The sequence below is a fragment of the Amycolatopsis sp. NPDC098790 genome (assembly GCF_044759945.1).
Lineage (GTDB): Bacteria > Actinomycetota > Actinomycetes > Mycobacteriales > Pseudonocardiaceae > Amycolatopsis.
Window position 1 is genome coordinate 197,815 of sequence record NZ_JBIWAI010000001.1, and the last position, 21,616, is coordinate 219,430.

The following is a 21,616-nucleotide window of genomic DNA, read 5'->3' on the forward strand; positions in this document are numbered from 1 at the left end:
GTCTGGCACCCACCCCCGACAAAACCAGGGCCGAAGGACTCTCAGCCGCCGATGAGGTGGGCGTACACCACGATGTTGTCGACGTAGTTGTGCGCGCTCCGGTCGAAGACACCGCCGCAGGTGATCAGCCGCAGCTCGGGCCCGGCCGTGTCGTCGTAGACGCCTTCCCCCTCGAACTCCTGCTTCGGCACCTGATGCACCTTCGTCACCTCGAACAGCGCCGTCGTGCCGTCCGCGCGCGCGATCGAGACGCGGTCGCCCGCGGTCAGCTCCTTGAGCCGGAAGAAGATGCCCTTCTGGTGGTTGCCGTCGACGTGCCCGAGGACGATCGCCGGGCCGACCTCGCCCGGCGTCGGCGCGTACGTGTACCAGCCCGCCTGCAGCGGCGTGGTCACCGGCGGCACCTGGATCGTGTTGTCCGCGTTGACGCCCAGCGGGACCAGCGACGAGTGCGCGCCGATCTTCGGGATGTCGATCGAAACCGGGTCCGACTTCGGCAACGCGGCGACGGCGCCGGGCGCCGGGTCCACCGCGACCGGCCGCGCGGGCGGCGGTTGCGCCGTCGACGGCTCGGGGTCGCCGCCGAGCGTCAGCGCCAGCACCACCAACGCGGCCAGCAGCGCCACGATCAGCGCGATCAGGTAACCCCGTCTGCCGGTGCTCCTCGTGGTCATGTGCTCCCCCTCGTGCGGTGACACGTCCGGGCGGCCCGGACGCTACCCCCTCAGCGGCGCCGGGCCCGCTTGGCCAGCACGAGACCGCCGCCGGCCGCGAGGACGCCCATCGCGGCCGCGGCCGCCAGTGGGTTGCCGTCGGACGGCCCGTCGGTACCGCCGGTCTGCGGCGCGCCCGCGGGCACCTTGGTGACCTGCTTGGCGGCCGAGGCACCCAGCACGGTGAACTTCGCCGTGATCTCCGCGCCCCCGCAGGAGAACGCCACCGGGTAGACGCCCGGCTCGACCTGCTTGACGACCGCGGTCGCGACGGCGGACGGCGCCACCGCGGGGTCGGTCTGCGGGCCGGTGCGGCGCAGCGCGCTGATCGTGAGCGCCGGTGACGTCAGCCCCTGCGTGCTCTCGGCGGCGCAGCCGAGGCGGATCTCCACCTTGCCGCCCGGGCGGGCGACCTTCGGCAGCACGCGCAGGTACGCCTTCGGCACGCCCGCGTGCTCCGAAGCGGGTTCCGGCGTGGTGGTCGGTGTGGTGCTCGCGAGCGCCGCACCGGGCGCGACGACGAGGAAAGCCGCGGCGACACCCGCGACGACAACGGTCTTCTTCATTCTTTACTCCCCTGTGGAATGATTCGGCACGGCAATTCCCTCCGGCGCCGGTCGCAGTTCCCCCTGCCTCGGCGTCGTCCGTTTGCCTATACCTTCAAGACGTCCCTACCTGCGCAAGGTTGCGCCCGGGCAAAACAAAAACCGCCCCGGAGCGAGGCTCCGGGGCGGTTCGGTGCAAAAGGAGAATCAGCCGGCCATGCTGCCGTCGCCGGCTTTCGCGGCGCCCGACGGCACCTTCGAAACCTGCGGCGCGGGCACGGTGAACTGCGTGGTGTACGTCTGGCCGCCGCAGGTGACGGTCAGCGGGTACGTCCCGGCTCCGGTACCCGGCTTGAGGGCGGCGTCGGCGCTGATGTTCGCGTCGGTGCCCATGAACGGGCCCGGCGTGTAGTTGGAGAACGTCAACGCGGGCGAGGAGAACTCCGGCGAAGCGCCGTCGCACTTCGCGAGCGCCACGTTCGGTGCGTCCCGGACGTACTTGTCCACGAGCGTCCGGTTGATCGCGGTGTTCACGTTGAGCTGGACGCTGCCCTTGGCCGGCGCGCCACTCGGAGCCGGGACCGTGCTCTGCTGCGCCGATGCCGGCCCCGCCAGCGTCGTCGCCCCGATCACCGCTGCCACAACGAAAACCACCGTCTTGCGCACCTTCGCACCCTTCGCGTCCTTCAGCCGTACAACCGACAAGACGCGACGGGGCGCGACGGGTTGCCTACCGAGCTCAGTCGAGATCGTCGTGGCGCATGAGCTGGCGGCCGGCCTCGGTGATCGACCCCGACAGCGACGGGTACACCGAAAATGTCAGTGCCAGGTGGTCCACTGTGAGCTGGTTCTGGACGGCGAGCGCGATGGGGAGGATGAGCTCGCTCGCTTGCGGCGCCACGACGACGCCACCGACGACCACGCCGGTGGCGGGGCGGCAGAACAGCTTCACGAAGCCTCGGCGGAGGCCCTCCATCTTCGCGCGCGCGTTGGTGGCCAGGGGCAGCATGATGGTGCGCGCGGGCACCTCGCCGGAGTCGATCGCCTGCTGGCTGATGCCGACGGTGGCGATCTCCGGGTGGGTGAACACGTTGGCGGCGACGGTCTTGAGCTTGATCGGCGCGACGCCCTCGCCCAGCGCGTGCCACATCGCGATGCGGCCCTGCATGCTCGCCACCGAGGCCAGCATGAGCACGCCGGTGCAGTCGCCGGCGGCGTAGATCCCGGGAACGGAGGTGCGCGAGACGCGGTCGACGGTGATGAACCCGCCGGGGCCGGGTGCGATGCCGACCTTGTCGAGGCCGATGTCCTTGGTGTTCGGGACCGACCCGACGGTCATCAGCGCGTGGCTGGCTTCGATCACGCGGCCGTCGGCGAGGAAGATCTCGACACCCTTTTCGGTGCGCTCGACGCGGTCGGCGCGCGCCTGCTTCGCGACGGTCGTGCCGCGCTGCGAGAAGACCTCCTCGAGCACGGCGGCGGCATCGGCGTCCTCGTGCGGGAGGACGCGGTCGCGGCTGGACACGACGGTGACCTTGACGCCCATTTCGGTGTAGGCGGACGCGAACTCGGCGCCGGTGACGCCCGAGCCGATCACGGCGAGGTGCTCGGGCAGCTCCTGGAGCTCGTAGAGCTGGCGCCAGTCGAGGATGCGCTCGCCGTCGGGCACCGCGCCGGGCAGGACGCGCGGGGTGGCCCCGGTGGCGATCAGGACGACGTCGGCGGGCAGCTTCTCGGTGCCTTCGGACGTCGTCACGGCGACCTTGTGGGTCGCGAGGCCGGGCTCTTCGTCGCAGAAGCGGGCTTCGCCGATGAGGACGCGGACGCCTTCGCGCTGGACGCGGGCGCGGATGTCGGCGGACTGGGCGAGCGCGAGGCCCTTCACCCGGCCGTGGACGGTCGGGAGGTCGATGCTCGTGTCGGCCAGGTCGGTGTTGATGCCGAGCTCGCCGAGGTCGTGCATCTTGGCCAGCGCGCCGGAGCTGGCGATGAACGTCTTCGAGGGGACGCAGTCGTAGAGGACGCAGGCGCCGCCCAGGCCGTCGCGCTCGACGATCGTGACGTCGGCTCCGTGCTGAGCCGCGACCAGCGCGGCTTCGTAGCCGGCCGGGCCCCCGCCCATGATCACGATCCTGGTCACCTGGGTCCTCCTCAAGGCTGTCAGTGCGGTGCTCTCACCGTACGCGGCGGAGGTGTCCGGACACTGAAGTGGGCGAACACGGCGAGTGCGTCCACTCGGGTGAGCGAGGTGTCGCTACGCTGTCGGGCGTGCCGTTGTATGCCGCGTACGGATCGAACATGGAGCCCGCCCAGATGCTGGAGCGCGCGCCGCACTCTCCGATGGCCGGCACCGGCTGGCTGGAGGGGTGGCGCCTGACCTTCGGCGGCGAGGACCTCGGCTGGGAAGGTGCACTGGCGACGATCGTCGAGGACCCGGGTTCCCGGGTCTTCGTCGTGTTGTACGACGTGACGCCGCTGGACGAGACCGGGCTGGACCGCTGGGAAGGCGGCGAGCTCGGGATCCACTCGAAGATCCGGCTGCGGGTGCAGACGATGGACGGCTCGGCGCTCGCCTGGCTGTACGTCCTGGACGCCTACGAGGGCGGCCTGCCCTCGGCGCGGTACCTGGGCGTGCTGGCCGACGCCGCGGAAGCCGCCGGGGCCCCCGCGGACTACGTCGGCGACCTGCGGACCCGCCCCTGTTCGGGCATCACCGGCTGACTCCACACCCTGTGGACAACTCGGCGGCCTGAGCGCTACCACGGCCCCTCGCCGGACCGCGCCGGCACCCCCGCGACCACGCTCACCCGGACCGTCGCGCCCTCGTCGACCCGCCGGCACGCGAACGCGATTCACGTTGCTGCACAAGGGAAACCGCAGGTAGACCGGGCTCCCGGAGCCAGGCCGCCGTCCAGTCTGCCGCCCTGATCGCGGGCGCGCAAAACGGCCCTCCCCCGATCAGGGGAAGGGCCGGATCACGGCCTGTGGACAACTGCGAAAAGCTGTGGACAACCCCGCTCAGGCGAGGGAGGTCAAAGCGGTGTGGACCAGGGTCCGCACCCCGCACAGCAGGGCCCGCTCGTCGAGGACGAAGGTCGGGCGGTGGATGTCCGACTGCGGGTCCGGCTCGCCGGGCCAGACACCCAACCGGGCGAACGCACCCTGGACGTGCTCGAGGTACCAGCCGAAGTCCTCGCCGCCGGACGACTGCTCCGTCGGCGCCACCGCGCCCTCGCCCAGCGCCGCTTCGGCGCCCGCGCGCATCAGGGCCGTCGAGTCCGGATCGGACACCACCGGCGGGACCCCGCGGCGGTAGTCGAGCGAGAAGCCGACACCCGTGGGCGCCAGCAGGGACTCCACCGACGACGCCACCAGCGGCTCCAGCGCCGTCCAGACCTCGTGGTCCGCGGTCCGCAGGGTGCCGCGCAGGACGCCGTCCTGCGGGACCGCGTTGGCCGCCTGGCCCGCGTGCACCGCGCCCCACACCAGGACCGTGCCCGAGCGCGGGTCGACCCGCCGCGAGAGCAGCGCGGGCAGCCCGGTGATCACCGTGCCCAGCGCGTGGACCAGGTCGGCCGTCAGGTGCGGCCGGGACGTGTGGCCGCCCGGCGAGGTCAGGCGCAGCTCGATCAGGTCCGCCGCCGACGTCAGGGCGCCGACGCGCATGCCGACCTTGCCGACCTCGAGCCGCGGGTCGACGTGCAGGCCGTAGATCCGCTCGACGCCGTCGAGCGCGCCCGCCGCGATCATGTCCAGCGCGCCGCCGGGCATGACCTCCTCGGCGTGCTGGAAGACCAGCCGGACGCGGCCGGGCAGCTCCGGCGCGCCGGCCAGGGCGCGGGCCGCGCCCAGCAGGATCGCCGTGTGGGCGTCGTGGCCGCACATGTGGGCCGCGCCCTCGACGGTCGAGGCGTAGGGCAGCCCGGTCGCCTCGGTGAGCGGCAGCGCGTCCATGTCCGCGCGCAGCGCCACGCACCGCTCGCCGCTGCCGATGTCGCAGACGACACCGGAGCCGCCGGGCAGCACCCACGGCTTGAGCCCGACCGAGCGCAGCAGCGTGACGACCAGTTCCGTGGTCGCGAACTCGTGCCGCGACAGCTCCGGGTGCGCGTGGATGTGCCGGCGCCAGGCGAGCACGTCGGTCGCGTTGGCGCGCAGCCAGTCGTCGAGCCAGAAGGGGCCGCGGCCCGCACCAAGGTCCTCCACGGGAGCCATGGTTACGCCGGCTTCGGAAATGAGCGCTTCGGACCCCTCCATGGGGTTGATGATGCGCCCATGGGGGTCGCCTGGAACGTCCGGTCGTGAGTCCAACACCGTCACGCCGCACCTCCTCCCGCAACACGGGTAACCCGGGCAGCGGCTGGGGTCACGCAACGTGCCGATCGATCTGTCGTACGCATTTGCAGACGATCGTGCACCATGCAGGCGGCAACGCGCGCCTCGAAAACGGCCGTCCTAGATGGCCGGTACCGGATCTGCGTTGAACGGTGTGCAGTACTTCGGCACACCCGAACGCATCAGGAGCTCTTGGCCTTCTTCGAACGGATCCGCCGTCCCCAGATGACGATGCCGAGCAAAGCGACGGCGACGACGCCCGCGATCAGCTTGTTCTTCGTCTTCTCGGTGTTCGCCTTGTCGGTCTGGGCCGGGTCGAGGACCGGGCCCGGCGGCTGGGTCTGCGCCGGGACCGGCGCGACGGCGGCGTGCACGACCGCCACGGCCACCGCGTTGTCCGGACGCACCGGTTCGGCGGACGCCGGCGACGCGGTGAACAGCACCGCGCCCAGCACCCCGGCCAGGACCAGACCCCGCAGCTTCGCCATGTCATCCCTTCGCCACGACCAGGCATTCTGCCCGCGGACCGCCCCGGCGTCAGCCACCAGCGGGTGGATTGAACGCGTCGAGGATCCGCTGAGCACCGAGGGTAGCCGTCAGTTCACCGTCGCGCACCGCCCGTTCGACGTCGGGAACGACCGTTCGCACGTCCGGATGCGCCGCCAGGCGACTCAAGAGCTGTTCGCGAACCATCGCCCACGTCCAGTCGACTTGCTGTTGCCGTCGGCGCGCGTCCAGTTCGCCGGACGCCGTGAGCGCGTCGCGGTGCTGCTCGATCGCGCCCCAGACCTCGTCCAGCCGCAGGTTGTGCAGGCCACTGCAGGTGAGCACGGGCGGGGTCCACGACGCTTCGGGCCCGTAGATCATCCGCAGCGCGCCCGAAAGCTCCCGCGCCGCCCGTTTCGCGTCCCGTTCGTGGTCGCCGTCGGCCTTGTTGACGGCGATGACGTCGGCGAGCTCCAGCACGCCCTTCTTGATGCCCTGGAGCTGGTCGCCGGTGCGGGCCAGGGTCAGGAACAGGAAGCAGTCGACCATGTTCGCGACGGTCACTTCGGACTGTCCAACGCCGACAGTCTCGACCAGGACGGTGTCGTAGCCGGCCGCTTCCATCAACACGATCGTCTCGCGGGTCGCCCGCGCAACGCCGCCGAGCGTCCCGGACGTCGGCGACGGCCGGATGAACGCCCGTTCGTCGACCGCCAGGCGCGCCATGCGGGTCTTGTCGCCGAGGATCGAGCCGCCGGTGCGCGTCGACGACGGGTCGACGGCGAGCACGGCGACGCGGTGGCCGGCCGAGGTCAGGTCCGTACCCAGCTGGTCGATGAATGTCGACTTGCCGACACCCGGCACGCCGGTGATGCCGACGCGCCGCGCGCCGCCGGCGGACGGCAGCAGCTCGACCAGCAGTTCCTGCGCGAGCGCCCGGTGGTCCTCCCGCTGCGACTCGACCAGCGTGATCGCCTTCGAGAGCGTCCCGCGGTCGCCCGCCAGCACGCCCTTGGCGTAGGCGGTGACGTCGATCTTGCGCGGCAAGGGTCAGGACTCCTGCGCCGTCAGCTGGCCGAGCAGGTCGATCGCCGCGTCCGCGAGCACCGTGCCGGGCCCGAAGATCGCGGCCGCGCCGGCTTCGCGCAGCGCCGGGTAGTCCTGCGGTGGGATGACCCCGCCGACGACGACCATGATGTCCTCGCGGCCCAGCTCGGCGAGCTCGTGGCGCAGCGCGGGCACCAGCGAGAGGTGCCCGGCGGCCAGCGAGGACACCCCGACGACGTGCACGTCCGCCTCGATCGCCTGGCGGGCGACCTCGGCCGGGGTGGAGAACAGCGGGCCGACGTCGACGTCGAAGCCGATGTCGGCGAAGCCGGTGGCGATCACCTTCTGGCCGCGGTCGTGGCCGTCCTGACCCATCTTCGCGACGAGGATCCGGGGACGGCGGCCCTCCTCCGCGGCGAACTCCTCGACCAGCGCGCGGGCCTTCTCGACGTTCTGCGACTTACCCACCTCTTCGCGGTAGACGCCCGAAATCGTCCGGATCTGCCCGGAGTGCCTGCCCCAGATCTTCTCCAGCGCGTCGGAGATCTCGCCGACCGTCGCCTTCGCGCGGGCGGCGTCGATCGCCAGTTCCAGGAGGTTGCCGCCGTTGCCGGCGCCTTCGGTGAGCCGCCGCAGCGCGTCCTCGGTCGCCTGGCCGTCACGCTCTTCGCGCAACCGGCGCAGTTTTTCGAGCTGCTGCGTGCGGACGCCCGCGTTGTCCACTTTGAGCACTTCGATGTCTTCGTCGCTCGTGACCTGGTACTTGTTGACGCCGATCACGGGCTGGCGGCCGGAGTCGATCCGCGCCTGCGTGCGCGCGGCGGCTTCTTCGATGCGCAGCTTGGGGATGCCCGCGTCGATCGCCTTGGCCATGCCGCCGGCCTGCTCGACCTCGCTGATGTGGCCCCACGCCTTGCGCGCGAGGTCGTAGGTCAGCTTCTCCACGAAGGCGCTGCCACCCCACGGGTCGATCACGCGGGTGGTGCCGGATTCCTGCTGCAGCAGCAGCTGCGTGTTGCGGGCGATCCGCGCGGAGAAGTCGGTCGGGAGCGCGAGGGCCTCGTCGAGGGCGTTCGTGTGCAGCGACTGCGTGTGCCCCTGGGTCGCGGCCATCGCCTCGACGCAGGTGCGGACGACGTTGTTGTAGACGTCCTGCGCGGTCAGCGACCAGCCGGACGTCTGCGAGTGCGTCCGCAGCGACAGGGACTTCGGCGACTTCGGGTCGAAGCCCTTCACGAGCTTCGCCCACAGCAGGCGCGCCGCGCGCAGCTTCGCGACCTCCATGAAGAAGTTCATCCCGATCGCCCAGAAGAACGACAGCCGCGGCGCGAACTTGTCGACGCCGAGTCCCGCGTCGACACCCGATCGGATGTACTCGACGCCGTCCGCGAGCGTGTACGCCAGCTCCAGGTCGGCGGTCGCCCCGGCTTCCTGCATGTGGTAGCCGGAGATGGAGATCGAGTTGTACTTCGGCATGTGCTGCGAAGTGAAGGAGAAGATGTCGGAGATGATCCGCATCGACGGCTGCGGCGGGTAGATGTAGGTGTTGCGGACCATGAACTCCTTGAGGATGTCGTTCTGGATGGTCCCCGCGAGCTGCTCCGGCTTCACCCCCTGCTCCTCGGCTGCGACGACGTAGAGCGCGAGCACCGGCAGCACCGCGCCGTTCATCGTCATGGACACCGACATCTTGTCGAGCGGGATGCCGTCGAAGAGCTGGCGCATGTCGTAGATGGAGTCGATAGCGACGCCCGCCATGCCGACGTCGCCGGAGACACGCGGGTGGTCGGAGTCGTAGCCGCGGTGGGTGGCCAGGTCGAAGGCGACCGACAGGCCCTTCTGCCCGGCCGCGAGGTTGCGGCGGTAGAAGGCGTTGGACTCCTCGGCGGTGGAGAACCCGGCGTACTGGCGGATGGTCCACGGCTGGTTGACGTACATCGTCGGGTACGGGCCGCGCAGGAACGGCGCGACGCCCGGGTACGTGCTCAGGAAGTCCACATCGGACAGGTCGGCGGCGGTGTAGACCGGCTTGACGCCGATGCCTTCGGGCGTTTCCCAGGCCAGGGCGTCGGGGCCCTTGCCGGTGGCTTCCTGGACGGCCTTGGCCCAGGCGTCGCGGTCGCCCGGCGACGGCGTGCCGAGGTCGAGACCGGCGAAGTTCGGGATGCTCATCGGGAAACTCCCAGCTCGGCGTGCAGGCCGTTGAGGACGTCGAGGGCGTCGCAGCCGGCGAAGACGTTGCCGTCCACGCCGTCGAAGGAGCCCTTGCCCGCCAGCAAGACGTGTTCGGCGCCGAGCGACTCGGCGACCTCGGCCGCGTGTGCCTCGTAGGCGTCGTCGGTGCCGCAGAGGCAGGCGACCTTGGCGCCGGACGCGCGGAACGCGCCGGGCAGGTCGTCGGTCGCGCCCGGGTTGACGGCCTCGATCCCGCCCGCCTGGAAGAGGTTGGCGGCGAAGCCGGCGCGCGTGGTGTGCGCGGCGACCGGGCCGAGCGTGGCGAGGAAGATCTTCGGCCGCTCACCGTGCGAAGCGAGGTACGCGTCCGACGCGTCCCTCAGGGCTTCGAAGCCTTCGGCGTACCGGTGCCGCGGCAGCCCACCGTCCACAGGGGACTCCAGCGGCGTCCTGACCACCGGTTTCTCCGTCAGGTTCGGGAACTCGCTGACGCCGGTGAGCGGGTCGCGGCGGGTGGCGATGCGCGACGACCGCTTCTCCCACGTCTCGGCGAGCCGGCCTGCCAGCGCGCCGGACGCGAGCTCGTCGACCAAGCCGCCCGCGCCTTCGATGGCGGTGAACTCGGCCCAGGCCGCGTGCGCGAGGTCGTCGGTGAGCTTCTCGACGTACCAGGAGCCGCCCGCCGGATCGACCACGCCGGCCAGCTTGGACTCCTCCAGCAGCACCGCGTGGGTGTTGCGGGCGATCCGCGCGGAGAAGGCGTCGGGCTTGCCGATCGCGGCGTCGAACGGCAGCACCGTGACCGCGTCGGCGCCGCCGACACCGGCGCCGAAGCAGGCGACCGTCGTGCGGAGCATGTTCACCCAGGGGTCACGCCGGCTCAGCATCGCCGGCGACGTCACGGCGTGCTGGCGCATCGGCGACGAGAAGCCGCACACCTCGGCGACGCGCGCCCACAGGCGGCGGGCCGCGCGCAGCTTGGCGATCGTCGAGAACTGGTCGGCGGTCGCGGCGATCCGGAACTCGAGCTGACCGGCCGCGGCTTCGACGTCGAGGCCGGCGTCGGTCAGCGCGCGCAGGTAGACGACGCCGGCGGCGACCAGCGCGCCCAGCTCCTGCGCGTCCGACCCGCCCGCTTCGTGGAACGGCAGGCCGTCAGCGACGATCGTGCGCACCTTCGGGTACTTCCCGGCGACACGCGCGGCGAGCGCGGCGGCCGGTCCGAGGTCGGCGGCCGAGCCGGTGCGCGCCGCGAGCCCGATCGGGTCGGCGCCCAGCACCGCGGCGGCCTCGCTCGCCGGGATCTCGCGCTCGGCGAACAGCTCGAACAGGGCATCAGCGGCGGCTTCGAACTCGGCACCCGCGTCCAGGACGACCGGTGCCAGGTCGAGGTAGACCTCGTTGAGCGCGTCGGCCAGCGACGCGGGCGGCACCGAAAGCCAGATCGACGTCACGCCGCCTTCGAGGTCGGCGAGGATCGCCTTGTTGACTTCGCGGGCGTCGTCGCCGGTGAACCGGGCCCGGACGTCCCAGCCGGTGCTGACCTGGCCGTCCGGCCGCGCGCCGCGCACGTACGGCGGCAGGCCCGGGAAGCCGGCGTCGCCCGGCACGTCCTCGGCCGTGTACAGCGGCTGGATCTCGATGCCGTCGTAGGTCCGCGTGACGAGCTTGCTCTCCGGGGCACCCGCGAAGTCCTCCGGCAGCTTGCCGCTCTTGCGCAGGACACCGGCGACGAGCTCCTGCCACTGCTCACGCGTCGCCTGGGGGAACTCGGCCGCCAGGTCGAGTTCGGAGATCGGCACTGACTCCGGACCGGCCACTTCAGTCATACCCAGTGATGGTAGAGGCACGGGCCGCGTCCGACCTGTGACTCTAGTCGCGCCCCTAGGCAGTCAGGGGTGATTCGGGTACGACACAATCAGGGGGTGCCCCCCTCCAGCGAAGAGACACGAGTGGTCGCCGGTCGCTACCGGCTGCGTTCGGTGCTCGGCTCCGGGTCGATGGGCACCGTTTGGTCCGCCTACGACGAGTTCCTGCACCGCCAGGTGGCCGTCAAGGAGATGAAGGTGCCGCCGGGCATCCCGGCGTCCCAGGCGGACGAGCTGCGGGAGCGGACGCTGCGCGAGGCCCGCGCGATCGCCGTCCTCTCCCACCCGAACGTGATCATCCTGCACGACGTCGCCCGCGAGGACGACCAGCCGTTCGTGGTCATGGAGCTGCTGCCCTCGCGCAGCCTCGCGCACATCCTGCGCGACCACGGGCCGCTGACCGTCGAGCAGGCCGCCGCGGTCGGCATCGCCGTCGCCTCCGCGCTGGAGGCCGCGCACGCCGCCGGCATCACCCACCGCGACGTCAAGCCGGGCAACGTCCTGGTCGCCAGCGACGGCCGGATCAAGCTGACCGACTTCGGCATCGCGCGCAACGTCTCCGAAGCGACCATGACCCGCACCGGGATCATGCTCGGCTCCCCCGCCTACATCGCGCCCGAGGTCGCCTCGGGCGGCGCGGTCGTCCCGGCCGCCGACCTGTGGGGCCTCGGCGCGACGCTGTTCGCCGCGGTCGAGGGCGCACCCCCGTACGACGCCGACGGCGACCCCCTGGAGACCGTCGGCAAGGTCGTCAACGGCAAGGTGCCCAAGCCGAAGGCCGGCCCCCTCTCCGACGTCATCACGGCGTTGATGAAGAAGGAGCCCGGCGACCGGATCACCCTGCGCGAGGTCCGCCACCGGCTCTACCCGCTGCAGTCGAAGGCGGCGCTCGACCTGTTCGGGCCCGAACTGTTCCGCACCCCGGACGGGAAGAAGACGTCCGCGCAGCCGGACGCCACCGATACCCAGGTGATCAAGACCGTCCTGCCCGAGAAGAAGTCCGAGGAGTCGAGCAGCGAGCTCGCCACGGACCCCGGTCCGCTGCCGTTCCTGCGGCCGCCGACACCGGCGCCCACGCCGCCGCCATCCGCGTCTTCGCCCTCGTCTTCTCCCTCGCCTTCGCTTTCGCCTTCGCCCGAGCCGGCGACGCTGTTCGTCGCGCCGCCGCGGGCCGGGCGGCGCACCGCGCGGGCGACGGCCGTGCTCGTCGCCGTCGCGATCCTGCTCTTCCTGCTGGCCGCGGGCGGCGGGTTCGCGCTGGCCAGGACGGTCGGCGGGCAGTCGCTGCTGCCCCCGGCCGCGGAGCCGGCGGCCAAGTCGAACGGCCCCACGCAGGTGCCGCCGCCGACCCTGGTCCACCAGGTCGGCAACGGCAGCTACCTCAACAACGACGGCGGCCAGTACTCCCTCGACGTGCCGGAGGGCTGGCAGAAGTTCGTCGCCCCGCACAACACGAAGTTCGGGCTGAGCCTGGTCGTCCAGTACGTCTCCCCGGACGGCCGCCGGTCCCTGCGCCTGGAGCGGCTGGCGAAGTACTTCGACCAGTCCGAGGGCTACGACGACTACATCAGCTGGCTGCGGTCGTCCTACCCGGAGAACGCGTTCGAGCTCTTCCCGGCGTCGAACTCACCGGACGGCAAGGGCGTGACGCTGACCTACCGCCTCGCCGAGGGCGGCACGCTCCCCCAGAGCGACGGCGGCGGGGGAACGCGCGTGACGTTCGTGAAGATGGTCCAGGCCGAGACGAGCCTGTGGATCCTGTCGGTGACGGTCCCGGCCGAGCAGGAGAGCGCGGGCCAGCAGGACGTCTTCGACCGCGTGGCGGGAACGCTGCAGGTCACCGACTAGGGCGCCCGGTCCAGCACTTCGCGGGACACGAACTCCTGCGCGAGGTGGCGCAGGCCGGTGAAGATCTGGTCGCCCAAGACCGTCGCCACCAAGCCCGCCTCGATGATCTTGTCGAACGACGTCAGTCCCGTCACCACCTCGACGTCCAGCTCCGCGACACGCATCGCCAGCGCGAAGTACTCGTCGAGGCGGTCACCGAGCTTTTCGTGGCCCAGCTCCTTCGCCGTGGCCAGCGCCGCGATCACGTTGCCGACCGTGTGGTCCTCGGCGCCGTGCCACTTCCAGCCGTGGCGCTCGGCCAGCTCCCGCAGGACGCCGGTCGCCCACTCCGCGGCCTCGCCGGACACCTGCGGGGGCGGCCCCGCCAGCTCCTGCTGGACCACGCCCATCGTCTGGTGCGGGGTCTCGTCGCCGTCGATCGCGGCGAGGACCGCTCCCACCGACGCCAGCGGCAGCCCGCCCACCTCGGTGAGCGCCTTGATCAGCCGGAGGCGCTGGACGTGCGCCGGGGAGTAGCGGGCCTGGTTGGGGCTCGTGCGCTCGCCGGGGAACAGCAGGCCTTCGCGCAGGTAGTACTTGACGGTCGCGACCGGCACCCCCGACTCGGCGCTCAGTTCGGCCATCCGCATGCGCATCCGCTCCGATCCCGGGGTCCGTCTCGGGGACAACCCTGAAGACTTCTCAGCATGGATAGTTTAGCTTCCCATAACGGAGAGCTTGACTATCCATTCTGGGAGGAACCATGACCATCCTTGCCGACGTCCGGAGCAGAGCGCGCGGGTGGCACCGCCCGTCCGCGATCGCGGCCGCCACCCTGGGGGTGGTGGCGGTGCTGTGCGTCGCCGCGCTGCTCGTCGACCAGCGGACCCTCGCCGGCGCGCCGATCTGGGCCAAGCCGTTCAAGTTCGCCGTGTCCGGCGCGCTCTACTTCGCGACCTGGAGCTGGCTCGTCTCGCTGCTGCCGCGGTTCCGGCGCACGGCGGGCTGGCTGACGAACTTCCTGGTGGCGATCTTCGCCGCCGAGTACGTCCTGCTCGTCTTCCAGGCGGCACGCGGCCGGGCGAGCCACTTCAACAACGCGACCCCGCAGGACGCGCTCATCTACGACGTCATGGGCAAGATGATCATGGCGCTCTGGGTCGCCACGCTCGTGCTGACCGTGCTCGTCATGTTCACCAAGCTCGAGGACCGGGCGAACTTCTGGGCCGTGCGCGCCGGCGCCGTGCTGTCGCTGGTGGGCGTCTCGCTGGGCATCCTGATGACGTCGCCGACCGCGCAGCAGCTCGCGCAGTGGCAGACGGGCGGGACGCCGGACATGGTCGGCGCGCACACCGTCGGGCTCGCCGACGGCGGTCCCGGCCTGCCGATCCTCGGCTGGAGCACGGTGGCGGGCGACCTGCGGATCCCGCACTTCGTCGGGATGCACGCGCTGCAGGCGCTGCCGCTGCTGGCCATCGCGCTCGCGGCGCTGGCCCCGCGGTTCGCCCGGCTGCGCGACGACGCCGTCCGCGCGCGGCTCGTCCTGGTCGGCGCGGCCGGCTACGCGGGGCTGACCGCGCTGGTGACGTGGCAGGCGCTGCGGGCGCAGTCGATCGTGCACCCGGACGCGACGACGCTGGGTGCGTTCGCGGCGCTGGTCGCGGCCGTCGGGCTCAGCTCGTGGGCCGCGGTGCGCGTCCGATGACCCTCTTCGACCTCGCGTTCCCGCTGGCCGTGCCGTTCTGGGCGCTGATGATCCTGGCGCCGAACTGGCGGTGGACGCCGCGGGTCATGGCGTCGCCGTGGGTGCCGCTGCTGCCGCTGGCCTGCTACTTCGCGCTCGTGCTGCCGCACTTCGGCGAGTGGGGGCGGGCGATGCTCTCGCCCGACCTCGGCGTGCTGCAGTCGCTGCTGGGCACGCCGTGGGGCGCCGGGCTCGTCTGGGCGCACCTGATCGCGTTCGACCTGTTCATCGCGCGGTGGATGTACTTCGAAGGCCGGTCGGCGGGGATCTCGCCGTGGATCGTCAGCCCGATCCTGGTGCTGACGATCTTCCTGTCGCCGTTCGGGCTGGTCGTGTTCCTCGTGGTGAGGGCCGTCCGGATACGCTCCCTCGCATGAGTGAACACGAAGCCGCGAGCGCCATCGCGAACCGCACCGGCGTGGACGCGCACGACATCGCGGTGGTCCTGGGGTCGGGCTGGCGCCCGGCGGCGGACGTCATCGGGGAGTGCGAGACGGAGATCCCGTTCGCCGAGCTGCCCGGCTTCACCACGCCCGGCGCGGTGGGCCACGGCGGCACCATCCGCTCGCTGAAGATCGGCGACAAGAACGTCCTGGTGCTGCTCGGCCGGACCCACTTCTACGAGGGCAAGGGCATCGACCCGGTGGTGCACAACGTGCGCACCGCGGCGGCGGCCGGCGTCCGGACGGTGCTGCTGACGAACGCGGCGGGCGGCCTGCGCCAGGGGTTCAAGGTGGGTCAGCCGGTGCTGATCTCCGACCACCTGAACCTGACCGCGCGCTCGCCGATCGTCGGCGCGAACTTCGTCGACCTGACCGACCTGTACTCGGCGCGGCTGCGGAAGATCGCGCGGGAGATCGACCCGTCGCTGGAGGAAGGCGTCTACGCGGGCCTGACCGGACCGCACTTCGAGACGCCGGCGGAGATCCACATGCTGCGCACGCTGGGCGCGGACCTGGTCGGCATGTCGACGGTCCTGGAGGCGATCGCGGCCCGCGCGGCCGGCGTCGAGGTGTTCGGCCTGTCGCTGGTCACGAACCTGGCGGCGGGCATGACGGGCGAGCCGCTGAACCACCAGGAAGTCCTGGAGGCGGGCCGCGCCGCGGCCACCCAGATGGGCTCCCTGCTGCGCGAACTCGTCACCCGCGCCTGACCCAAGCGCCCCAATGTGGCCTTGGTTGCGTCAGACGCACCCAATGTGGCCTTCGGTGCGTCTGACGCACCGAAGGCCACATTGGGGCGCTTCAGACCAGGGTCGGGAGCTGGGCGGCCACCTCGGGTGGGGACGGCATTGCCGCCACCTCGGCCGCCAAGGTGCGGGCCGCGTCGCGGACTGAAGTGTCTGTGAGCAGGTGGCGGGCCTTGGTGGCGACGGCGTCCGCGGTGACCTCGTGAGCGAGCAGGCGGGAGCCGACGCCGGCCGCCGAGACCGCGTCCGCGTTGGTGAACTGGTCCGCTCCCTGCGGGAGCAGCAGCTGCGGGAGGCCCGCGCCGAACGCGCCGAGCGTCGTGCCGCTGCCGCCGTGGTGGACCACCAGGTCCACGTGCGGGAGCAGCTCCGACTGCGGGACCCACGCCTCGAGCCGGACGTTGGCCGGCACCTCGCCCAGTGCCGCCGGGTCGACCGTCGGGCCCGTCGCGACCAGGACGTCGGCGTCCAAACCGGACAGACCGGCGATCGCGGAGCTCAACACGCCCGCGTGGCCCATCGCCGTCCCGAGCGTCAGGTACACCAACGGCCGCGTCCGGTCCAGGACTCCCGCGGGCAGCTCGCCCGGCTCGCTCCAGCCGACCGGCCGCAGCGGGACGCGCTTGGTGCGCGCCAGGAAACCGGGGTCCTGCACCGACTCCGGGCAGATGTCGATGAACGGCCCGCCGAACGCCAGGTCTTCCCCGACCGGGATACCCAGGGAAGCGCCGTGCTCGCGGATCGCGTCGCGGATGCGCGTCACCATCGGGTCGTCGCTCGACACGCGGCCGAACCCGTGCGCCACCACGGGAATCCCGGCCTTGATCGCGGCGAACGCGCCGCCCGAGTTGCCCGCCTCGCTCACGACGAGGTCGGGCCGGAACCGCGAGAACAGCGGCAGCAGGTCGGCGACGAACCGCTTCGGCATCAGCTCGCCGAACACCTTCGCGACGATCGGCCTGAGCACCTCCGGCGGAACCTCGCCCGGCGGCCGGCGCGGACCGGACCGTCCCGACGAGGCGAACACCTGGCCGAAGGCGTCCTTGATCGCGAGCCCGGCGGCCGCCGTCTCCAGGCCGGCTTTCGTCAGCTGTGGCAGGAAGTCTTCCGAGGTGGCGAAGACGACGTCGTGGCCCGCGTCGCGCGCGGCGACCGCCAGCGGGACGAGCGGGAACGTGTGACCGAAGGACCCCAGTGAGGTGAAGAGCAAGCGCACTCCCCCGACCCTAGCCCGTAGGCTGTCGCGGTGACATTGACTTCCACGCTGCGTGACGCCGCGTTCCGGTGGATCGCGGACGACCCGGACGAAAGCACCCGCACCGAGCTGCAGAACGTCGTCGCGAAGGCGATGGGCGGCGACGCCGGGGCGGCCGGCGAGCTGGCCGACCGGATGGCCGGGCCCCTCGAGTTCGGCACCGCCGGGCTGCGCGGGCCGGTGCGCGCCGGGCCGAACGGGATGAACGTCGCCGTCGTCACGCGCACGACTGCCGGTGTCGCGGAGTGGCTGAAGGCGCACGGGCACGCCGGCGCGCTGGTCGTCATCGGCCGGGACGCGCGGCACGGCTCGGAAGCCTTCGCGACCGCGGCCGCCGAAGTGCTGACGGCGGCGGGCTTCGACGTCAAGGTCTTCCCGAAGCCGCTGCCGACGCCGGTGCTCGCCTTCGCCGTCGGCCGGCTCGGCGCGGTGGCCGGGATCCAGATCACCGCGTCGCACAACCCGCCCGCCGACAACGGGTACAAGCTCTACGACGCGACCGGCGGCCAGATCGTCCCGCCGTCCGACGGCGAGATCGAGCGGGCCATCCAGGCCGCGCCCGCCGCGGTGAGCGTGCCGCGGGCGCCCGGCGCCGAGGTCGTCGACCTGCTCGACCGGTACCTCGACGAGGTCGCGACGCTGCCGATGGGTGCCGAGCGCGCGGTGCGCGTGGCCGCGACGGCGTTGCACGGCGTCGGCGCCGACACGCTGCAAGCGGCGTTCGAGCGCGCCGGGTTCACCGACCTGCACCTGGTCGGCGACCAGGCCGCACCCGACCCGGACTTCCCGACCGTCTCGTTCCCGAACCCGGAGGAGCCCGGCGCGACCGACCTGCTGCTGGCGCTCGCGTCCGAAGTGGACGCCGACCTGGCGATCGCGCTCGACCCGGACGCCGACCGCTGCGCGCTGGGCGTGAAGGACCACGACGGCGGGTGGCGGATGCTGCGCGGCGACGAGACCGGCGTCCTGCTCGGCTCGTACGTGCTGTCCACTGTGGACCGCACGATGCTGCCCGACCCGCTGGTCGCGACGACGATCGTGTCGTCGTCGATGCTCGGCGAGATCGCGAAGGCCGAAGGCGCCCGCTACGCCGAGACGCTGACCGGGTTCAAGTGGCTCGTCCGCGCCGGCGAAGGCTTGGTCTTCGCCTACGAAGAAGCGCTCGGCCTGTGCGTGAACCCGGGTTTCGTGCGCGACAAGGACGGCATCGCCGCCGCGACGCTGGCCGCCGGCTACACCGCGCGGCTCAAGGCCGAGGGCCGCACACCGCTGGACGTCCTCGACGAGCTGGCGCAGCGCCACGGCGTCCACCTCACCGACCAGGTTTCGCTGCGGGTGACCGATCTCGCCGTCCGCGGGCAGCTGATGGCGAAGGTGCGGGAGACGCCGCCGGCCGAACTGGGCGGGGTCGCCGTCACGCTCGAAGACCTGCTGCCGGACGCGGACGTGCTGCGCCTGACCGGCGACGGCGTGCGCGTGGTCGTCCGGCCGTCGGGAACCGAGCCGAAGCTGAAGGCGTACCTGCAGGTCGTGGCCCCGGTGACGGGCTCGCTCGCGGAAGCTCGTGACACCGCCGGCACCAAGCTGAGCGCGTTGCGAACGGCGGTCGAGGAGCTGCTCGCCTGATGCCGAGGCTGCTGATCGTGCACCACACGCCGTCGCCGTCGACGCAGGCGCTGTTCGAGGCGGTGCTGGCGGGCGCGACGCACCCGGACATCGAAGGCGTCGAGGTGGTCCGCCGCGCGGCGCTCGCGGCGACCGTCCCCGACGTCCTCGCGGCGGACGGCTTCCTGCTGGGCACCCCGGCGAACCTGGGCAGCATGAGCGGTGCGTTGAAGCACTTCTTCGACACCGTCTACTACCCGTGCCTGGACGCGACGCGCGGCCGGCCGTTCGGCTACTGGATCCACGGTGGCAGTGACACTTCGGGGACCGAACGTCAGCTGCTGTCCATCACCACGGGCTTGGCTTGGGAAAAGGTGGCGGAGCCGGTGATCAGCACGGGTGAGCCGGACAAGAAGACCCTGGACGCGTGCACCGAACTCGGCGGCACCGTGGCCGCGACGCTGATGTCCTAGAAAAGATGTCCTGGAAAAGTAAGGGGCCTGTCACCGGAAGCCCTGGGGGTCGACCTCCGGCAACAGGCCGTGACCAAGGGATCGCCGCGAGGGCGTTCGACCTTGGCAAGCTGAAGCGTACTACACCCAGGCGATCATGACGAGTCGAGAAGACGCGACAGCCTCTCGTCTTGCGGTTCCGTACACCCCCAGGGTACGGAGAGCAAGACGAGAGGCGTGCCAACTGTAAACCACTGCATACGATAGCTGTCAACATGTGCGTACAGTGGTTTCCCGGCTAGAATTTTCACGGCGGAAACTCAGGGGGCGGGTATGGCACGGGAACGCACTTTCGCGGAACGGCTGAGCGCCCTGATCGAGGCGGCTCGGCTGGACGGGCGCGCGCCGCACAGCTACCGGGAGATCTCGGCGGCGGTGGAACGGGCGGGTGGGCCGGCGATGTCGCCCGCCTACCTGCAGCAGCTGGCCACGGGCAAGCGCGTCAACCCGAAGATCCACTACGTTGAGGCCTTGGCGAAGCTGTTCGGCGTGCCCGTCACGTACTTCTTCGACGAAGAGGCAGCCGCGCCCCCGGCCGGGGAAGCGCAGCTGATGGCGATGCGGGCGCAGGAGCTCTCCCCGCAGGGGCGCCGGCAGGTGATGGACCTGCTGGAGCTGGTGGAGCGCTACGAACGGGCCGAACGCGAGGGCCGCAACCCGGAGGACACCGCGCGATGAAGGAACGAGAGCTGCGCCGCCGCTGCCGCAAGCTGCTGAAGCAGCTCGACATCGGCCCGCCGCTCGACGTCGAAGTGCTCTGCGCGCGGCTGGGCGAGCAACGCGGCAAGCCGATCCGGCTGATGCCCTACCCCCTGGAGGTGCCGGGGCCGTTCGGGTGCTGGATCGCCACTTCTTCGGCGGATTACATCTTTTACCAGGCCGAAACCACGAAATCCCACCAGGATCACATCATCCTGCACGAACTCGGCCACATGCTGGCCGACCACCACCCGCACGGCGACGCCGAGCCGGCGGACTTCCTGCGCGGGCCGGTTCCGGATCTTGACCCGGATGCAGTACACCGCGCACTGCGCCGGTCGTCCTACGATGACGCCCACGAGTGGGAAGCCGAGACCGTCGCGACCATCATCCTCGAGTGGGCGTCGGTCCTGAACTACACGATCCCGCGGCGTGCTGCGGACCGGGATCTCCGCCGGATCCAGGGGACGCTCGGCGATCACCAAGGGTGGTTGTGAGCACACTTTTCAGCCCCGTGAACGTAATCGCGATGGTGCTGTTCGCCGCTGCCCTGGCGTGGCGGATCTACCAGGTGCAGCGCGCGCCGACGGTGCCGAACTGGGCCGTCACCGCGTGCATCGCCGGGTTCGCCGCGGCGTTCCTGCTGCAGCAGCAGGTGATCTCCGACGACATCGACGCGGTCATCGGCCTGGGCGCGGCGCGCGTGCTCAACAACGCGCTGCTCGCGTGCGCGGTGTGCGCGCTGGTCGTCTTCTTCCTGGGCTCGACCCTGGGTCCGCGGCGCTACCGGCGGGTGGCGGTCGAGCTGGTGCCGCTGGCCGCGGCGATCACGCTGATGGTCGTCGCGATGGCGCTGACCCGGCCGGAGCTGCGCGGGCAGGCGCTCGGGCCGTCGACGATCCACGACAGCGGGATCGCGGTGTTCTACCTCGGCGCCGGCCTGTACCTGATCTACGGCCTGATCGCGTGCACGGCGTGGATCGTGCGCTACCTGCGGGTGGCCGACCGCGACCTGCGGATCGGCCTGCGGATGGGCGCGGTCGGCATGGCCAGCGCGGCGATCGGCAGCATCTTCCGCGCGCTGTACGTCGTGGTGGCGTGGGTGTTCGGCCCGGTGGTCAAGATCCTGCTGCTGCTCGGGGTGCCGTTCGTGATCGTCGGCGGGATGCTGTTCCTGCTCGGCGTCACCTACCCCGGCGTGCGGGCGCGGTTCTCGGCGTTGCGGCGGCGGCGCCAGCACCGCCGCGAGCACGAGGCGCTCGGTCCGTTGTGGACGGTGCTCGTGCAGGCGTTCCCCAGCATCGTGCTGCGGACCCCGCCGCGCGGCCGCGGCGAACGGCTGTCGCCGCGCAGCATCCACCGCGTGCACTACCGCCGGGTGATCGAAATCCGCGACGGCCTGGTGCAGTTGTCGCCGTACCTGGACGAGGGGTTCGGCGAAGTCGTCGCGGCCGATCCCGTGTCCGCGGCGGCCGCGTTGAAGGCGGCGCTGGCGCGGCACGCGGCGGGTGAGGAGAGCGACGGCCACGCCAAGCAGGTCCTGCCGGCACCGGCGGACGACATCGAATCCGACGTCCGGCCGCTGCTGGCGCTGTCGGCCGCGATGGAGTCGTGAC

At 71.5% G+C, this 21,616-nt stretch carries 20 protein-coding genes and 1 pseudogene; 10 read left to right on the forward strand and 11 right to left on the reverse strand.

Translation table 11 applies throughout. The annotated features are described in order from the left end of the window. Positions 1-41: 41 nt before the first annotated feature. From ACIQWX_RS01035 to ACIQWX_RS01050, 4 genes and pseudogenes are all read right to left on the reverse strand, one after another. Entirely contained in the window at positions 42-674 is a 633-nt protein-coding gene (locus ACIQWX_RS01035; protein WP_400863880.1) for a class F sortase, read from the reverse strand. Between the two features lie 50 nt (positions 675-724). Beyond that, complete coding sequence (locus ACIQWX_RS01040; RefSeq protein WP_400863882.1) at positions 725-1,279, reverse strand: hypothetical protein; 555 nt, start codon at positions 1,277-1,279, stop codon at positions 725-727. A gap of 186 nt (positions 1,280-1,465) precedes the next feature. Further along, positions 1,466-1,924 (reverse strand): hypothetical protein, encoded by a 459-nt coding sequence (locus ACIQWX_RS01045; protein WP_400863885.1) that lies wholly within the window; start codon positions 1,922-1,924, stop codon positions 1,466-1,468. A 73-nt stretch (positions 1,925-1,997) separates the two neighbouring features. Next, positions 1,998-3,428: pseudogene (locus ACIQWX_RS01050) on the reverse strand (NAD(P)H-quinone dehydrogenase); the annotation flags it as partial. Between the two features lie 98 nt (positions 3,429-3,526). Between ACIQWX_RS01050 and ACIQWX_RS01055 the strand changes: the two are divergent. Beyond that, positions 3,527-3,979 (forward strand): gamma-glutamylcyclotransferase, encoded by a 453-nt coding sequence (locus tag ACIQWX_RS01055; RefSeq protein ID WP_400863887.1) that lies wholly within the window; start codon positions 3,527-3,529, stop codon positions 3,977-3,979. Positions 3,980-4,276: 297 nt separating this feature from the next. Here the strand turns inward: ACIQWX_RS01055 and ACIQWX_RS01060 are convergent, their stop codons facing one another. From ACIQWX_RS01060 to ACIQWX_RS01080, 5 genes are all read right to left on the reverse strand, one after another. Continuing rightward, positions 4,277-5,578, reverse strand: coding sequence for an amidohydrolase (locus ACIQWX_RS01060; protein WP_400863890.1), 1,302 nt, complete (start codon positions 5,576-5,578; stop codon positions 4,277-4,279). Between the two features lie 197 nt (positions 5,579-5,775). Beyond that, positions 5,776-6,081: a hypothetical protein gene (locus ACIQWX_RS01065; RefSeq protein WP_400863893.1), complete on the reverse strand. Its 306-nt coding sequence runs from the start codon at positions 6,079-6,081 to the stop codon at positions 5,776-5,778. 49 nt (positions 6,082-6,130) lie between these two features. Then, positions 6,131-7,126: a methylmalonyl Co-A mutase-associated GTPase MeaB gene (meaB, locus tag ACIQWX_RS01070; RefSeq protein WP_400863895.1), complete on the reverse strand. Its 996-nt coding sequence runs from the start codon at positions 7,124-7,126 to the stop codon at positions 6,131-6,133. 3 nt (positions 7,127-7,129) lie between these two features. After that, positions 7,130-9,298, reverse strand: coding sequence for a methylmalonyl-CoA mutase (scpA, locus tag ACIQWX_RS01075; protein WP_400863898.1), 2,169 nt, complete (start codon positions 9,296-9,298; stop codon positions 7,130-7,132). Continuing rightward, positions 9,295-11,130 (reverse strand): methylmalonyl-CoA mutase family protein, encoded by a 1,836-nt coding sequence (locus tag ACIQWX_RS01080; protein ID WP_400863900.1) that lies wholly within the window; start codon positions 11,128-11,130, stop codon positions 9,295-9,297. Before ACIQWX_RS01080 ends, scpA begins: the two co-directional genes overlap by 4 nt. A 123-nt stretch (positions 11,131-11,253) precedes the next feature. On the opposite strand from ACIQWX_RS01080, the gene ACIQWX_RS01085 reads away from it, so the two are divergent. After that, positions 11,254-13,017, forward strand: coding sequence for a serine/threonine-protein kinase (locus ACIQWX_RS01085; RefSeq protein WP_400869338.1), 1,764 nt, complete (start codon positions 11,254-11,256; stop codon positions 13,015-13,017). On the opposite strand, the gene ACIQWX_RS01090 is transcribed toward ACIQWX_RS01085, so the two are convergent. Then, positions 13,014-13,646 carry a MerR family transcriptional regulator gene (locus tag ACIQWX_RS01090; protein ID WP_400869340.1) on the reverse strand — a complete coding sequence of 211 codons (633 nt, stop codon included), beginning with the start codon at positions 13,644-13,646 and terminating at the stop codon, positions 13,014-13,016. The genes ACIQWX_RS01085 and ACIQWX_RS01090 overlap by 4 nt on opposite strands. 113 nt (positions 13,647-13,759) lie before the next feature. Between ACIQWX_RS01090 and ACIQWX_RS01095 the strand changes: the two genes are divergently transcribed. The 3 genes from ACIQWX_RS01095 to ACIQWX_RS01105 are packed head-to-tail and all read left to right on the forward strand — an operon-like array spanning position 13,760 to position 15,893. Continuing rightward, entirely contained in the window at positions 13,760-14,701 is a 942-nt protein-coding gene (locus tag ACIQWX_RS01095) for a hypothetical protein (RefSeq protein WP_400863903.1), read from the forward strand. Beyond that, positions 14,698-15,117 (forward strand): ABA4-like family protein, encoded by a 420-nt coding sequence (locus ACIQWX_RS01100; RefSeq protein ID WP_400863905.1) that lies wholly within the window; start codon positions 14,698-14,700, stop codon positions 15,115-15,117. The genes ACIQWX_RS01095 and ACIQWX_RS01100 overlap by 4 nt, the downstream gene beginning before the upstream one ends. After that, on the forward strand, positions 15,114-15,893 hold the full coding sequence (locus tag ACIQWX_RS01105; protein WP_400863907.1) for a purine-nucleoside phosphorylase: 780 nt from the start codon (positions 15,114-15,116) through the stop codon (positions 15,891-15,893). Before ACIQWX_RS01100 ends, ACIQWX_RS01105 begins: the two co-directional genes overlap by 4 nt. Before the next feature lie 91 nt (positions 15,894-15,984). Here the strand turns inward: ACIQWX_RS01105 and ACIQWX_RS01110 are convergent, their stop codons facing one another. Continuing rightward, positions 15,985-17,145: a glycosyltransferase gene (locus tag ACIQWX_RS01110; protein ID WP_400863910.1), complete on the reverse strand. Its 1,161-nt coding sequence runs from the start codon at positions 17,143-17,145 to the stop codon at positions 15,985-15,987. Between the two features lie 30 nt (positions 17,146-17,175). Between ACIQWX_RS01110 and ACIQWX_RS01115 the strand changes: the two genes are divergently transcribed. The 5 genes from ACIQWX_RS01115 (at position 17,176) to ACIQWX_RS01135 (ending at position 21,615) form a co-directional block, all read left to right on the forward strand. Next, positions 17,176-18,810 carry a phospho-sugar mutase gene (locus ACIQWX_RS01115; RefSeq protein WP_400863912.1) on the forward strand — a complete coding sequence of 545 codons (1,635 nt, stop codon included), beginning with the start codon at positions 17,176-17,178 and terminating at the stop codon, positions 18,808-18,810. Beyond that, positions 18,810-19,262 carry a flavodoxin family protein gene (locus ACIQWX_RS01120; protein WP_400863915.1) on the forward strand — a complete coding sequence of 151 codons (453 nt, stop codon included), beginning with the start codon at positions 18,810-18,812 and terminating at the stop codon, positions 19,260-19,262. The genes ACIQWX_RS01115 and ACIQWX_RS01120 overlap by 1 nt, the downstream gene beginning before the upstream one ends. A gap of 312 nt (positions 19,263-19,574) precedes the next feature. After that, positions 19,575-19,979 carry a helix-turn-helix transcriptional regulator gene (locus tag ACIQWX_RS01125; protein ID WP_086673833.1) on the forward strand — a complete coding sequence of 135 codons (405 nt, stop codon included), beginning with the start codon at positions 19,575-19,577 and terminating at the stop codon, positions 19,977-19,979. Continuing rightward, positions 19,976-20,497 (forward strand): hypothetical protein, encoded by a 522-nt coding sequence (locus tag ACIQWX_RS01130; RefSeq protein ID WP_400863919.1) that lies wholly within the window; start codon positions 19,976-19,978, stop codon positions 20,495-20,497. The genes ACIQWX_RS01125 and ACIQWX_RS01130 overlap by 4 nt, the downstream gene beginning before the upstream one ends. Then, complete coding sequence (locus ACIQWX_RS01135) at positions 20,494-21,615, forward strand: MAB_1171c family putative transporter (protein WP_400863922.1); 1,122 nt, start codon at positions 20,494-20,496, stop codon at positions 21,613-21,615. The genes ACIQWX_RS01130 and ACIQWX_RS01135 overlap by 4 nt, the downstream gene beginning before the upstream one ends. The last annotated feature ends 1 nt before the right edge of the window (position 21,616 follow it).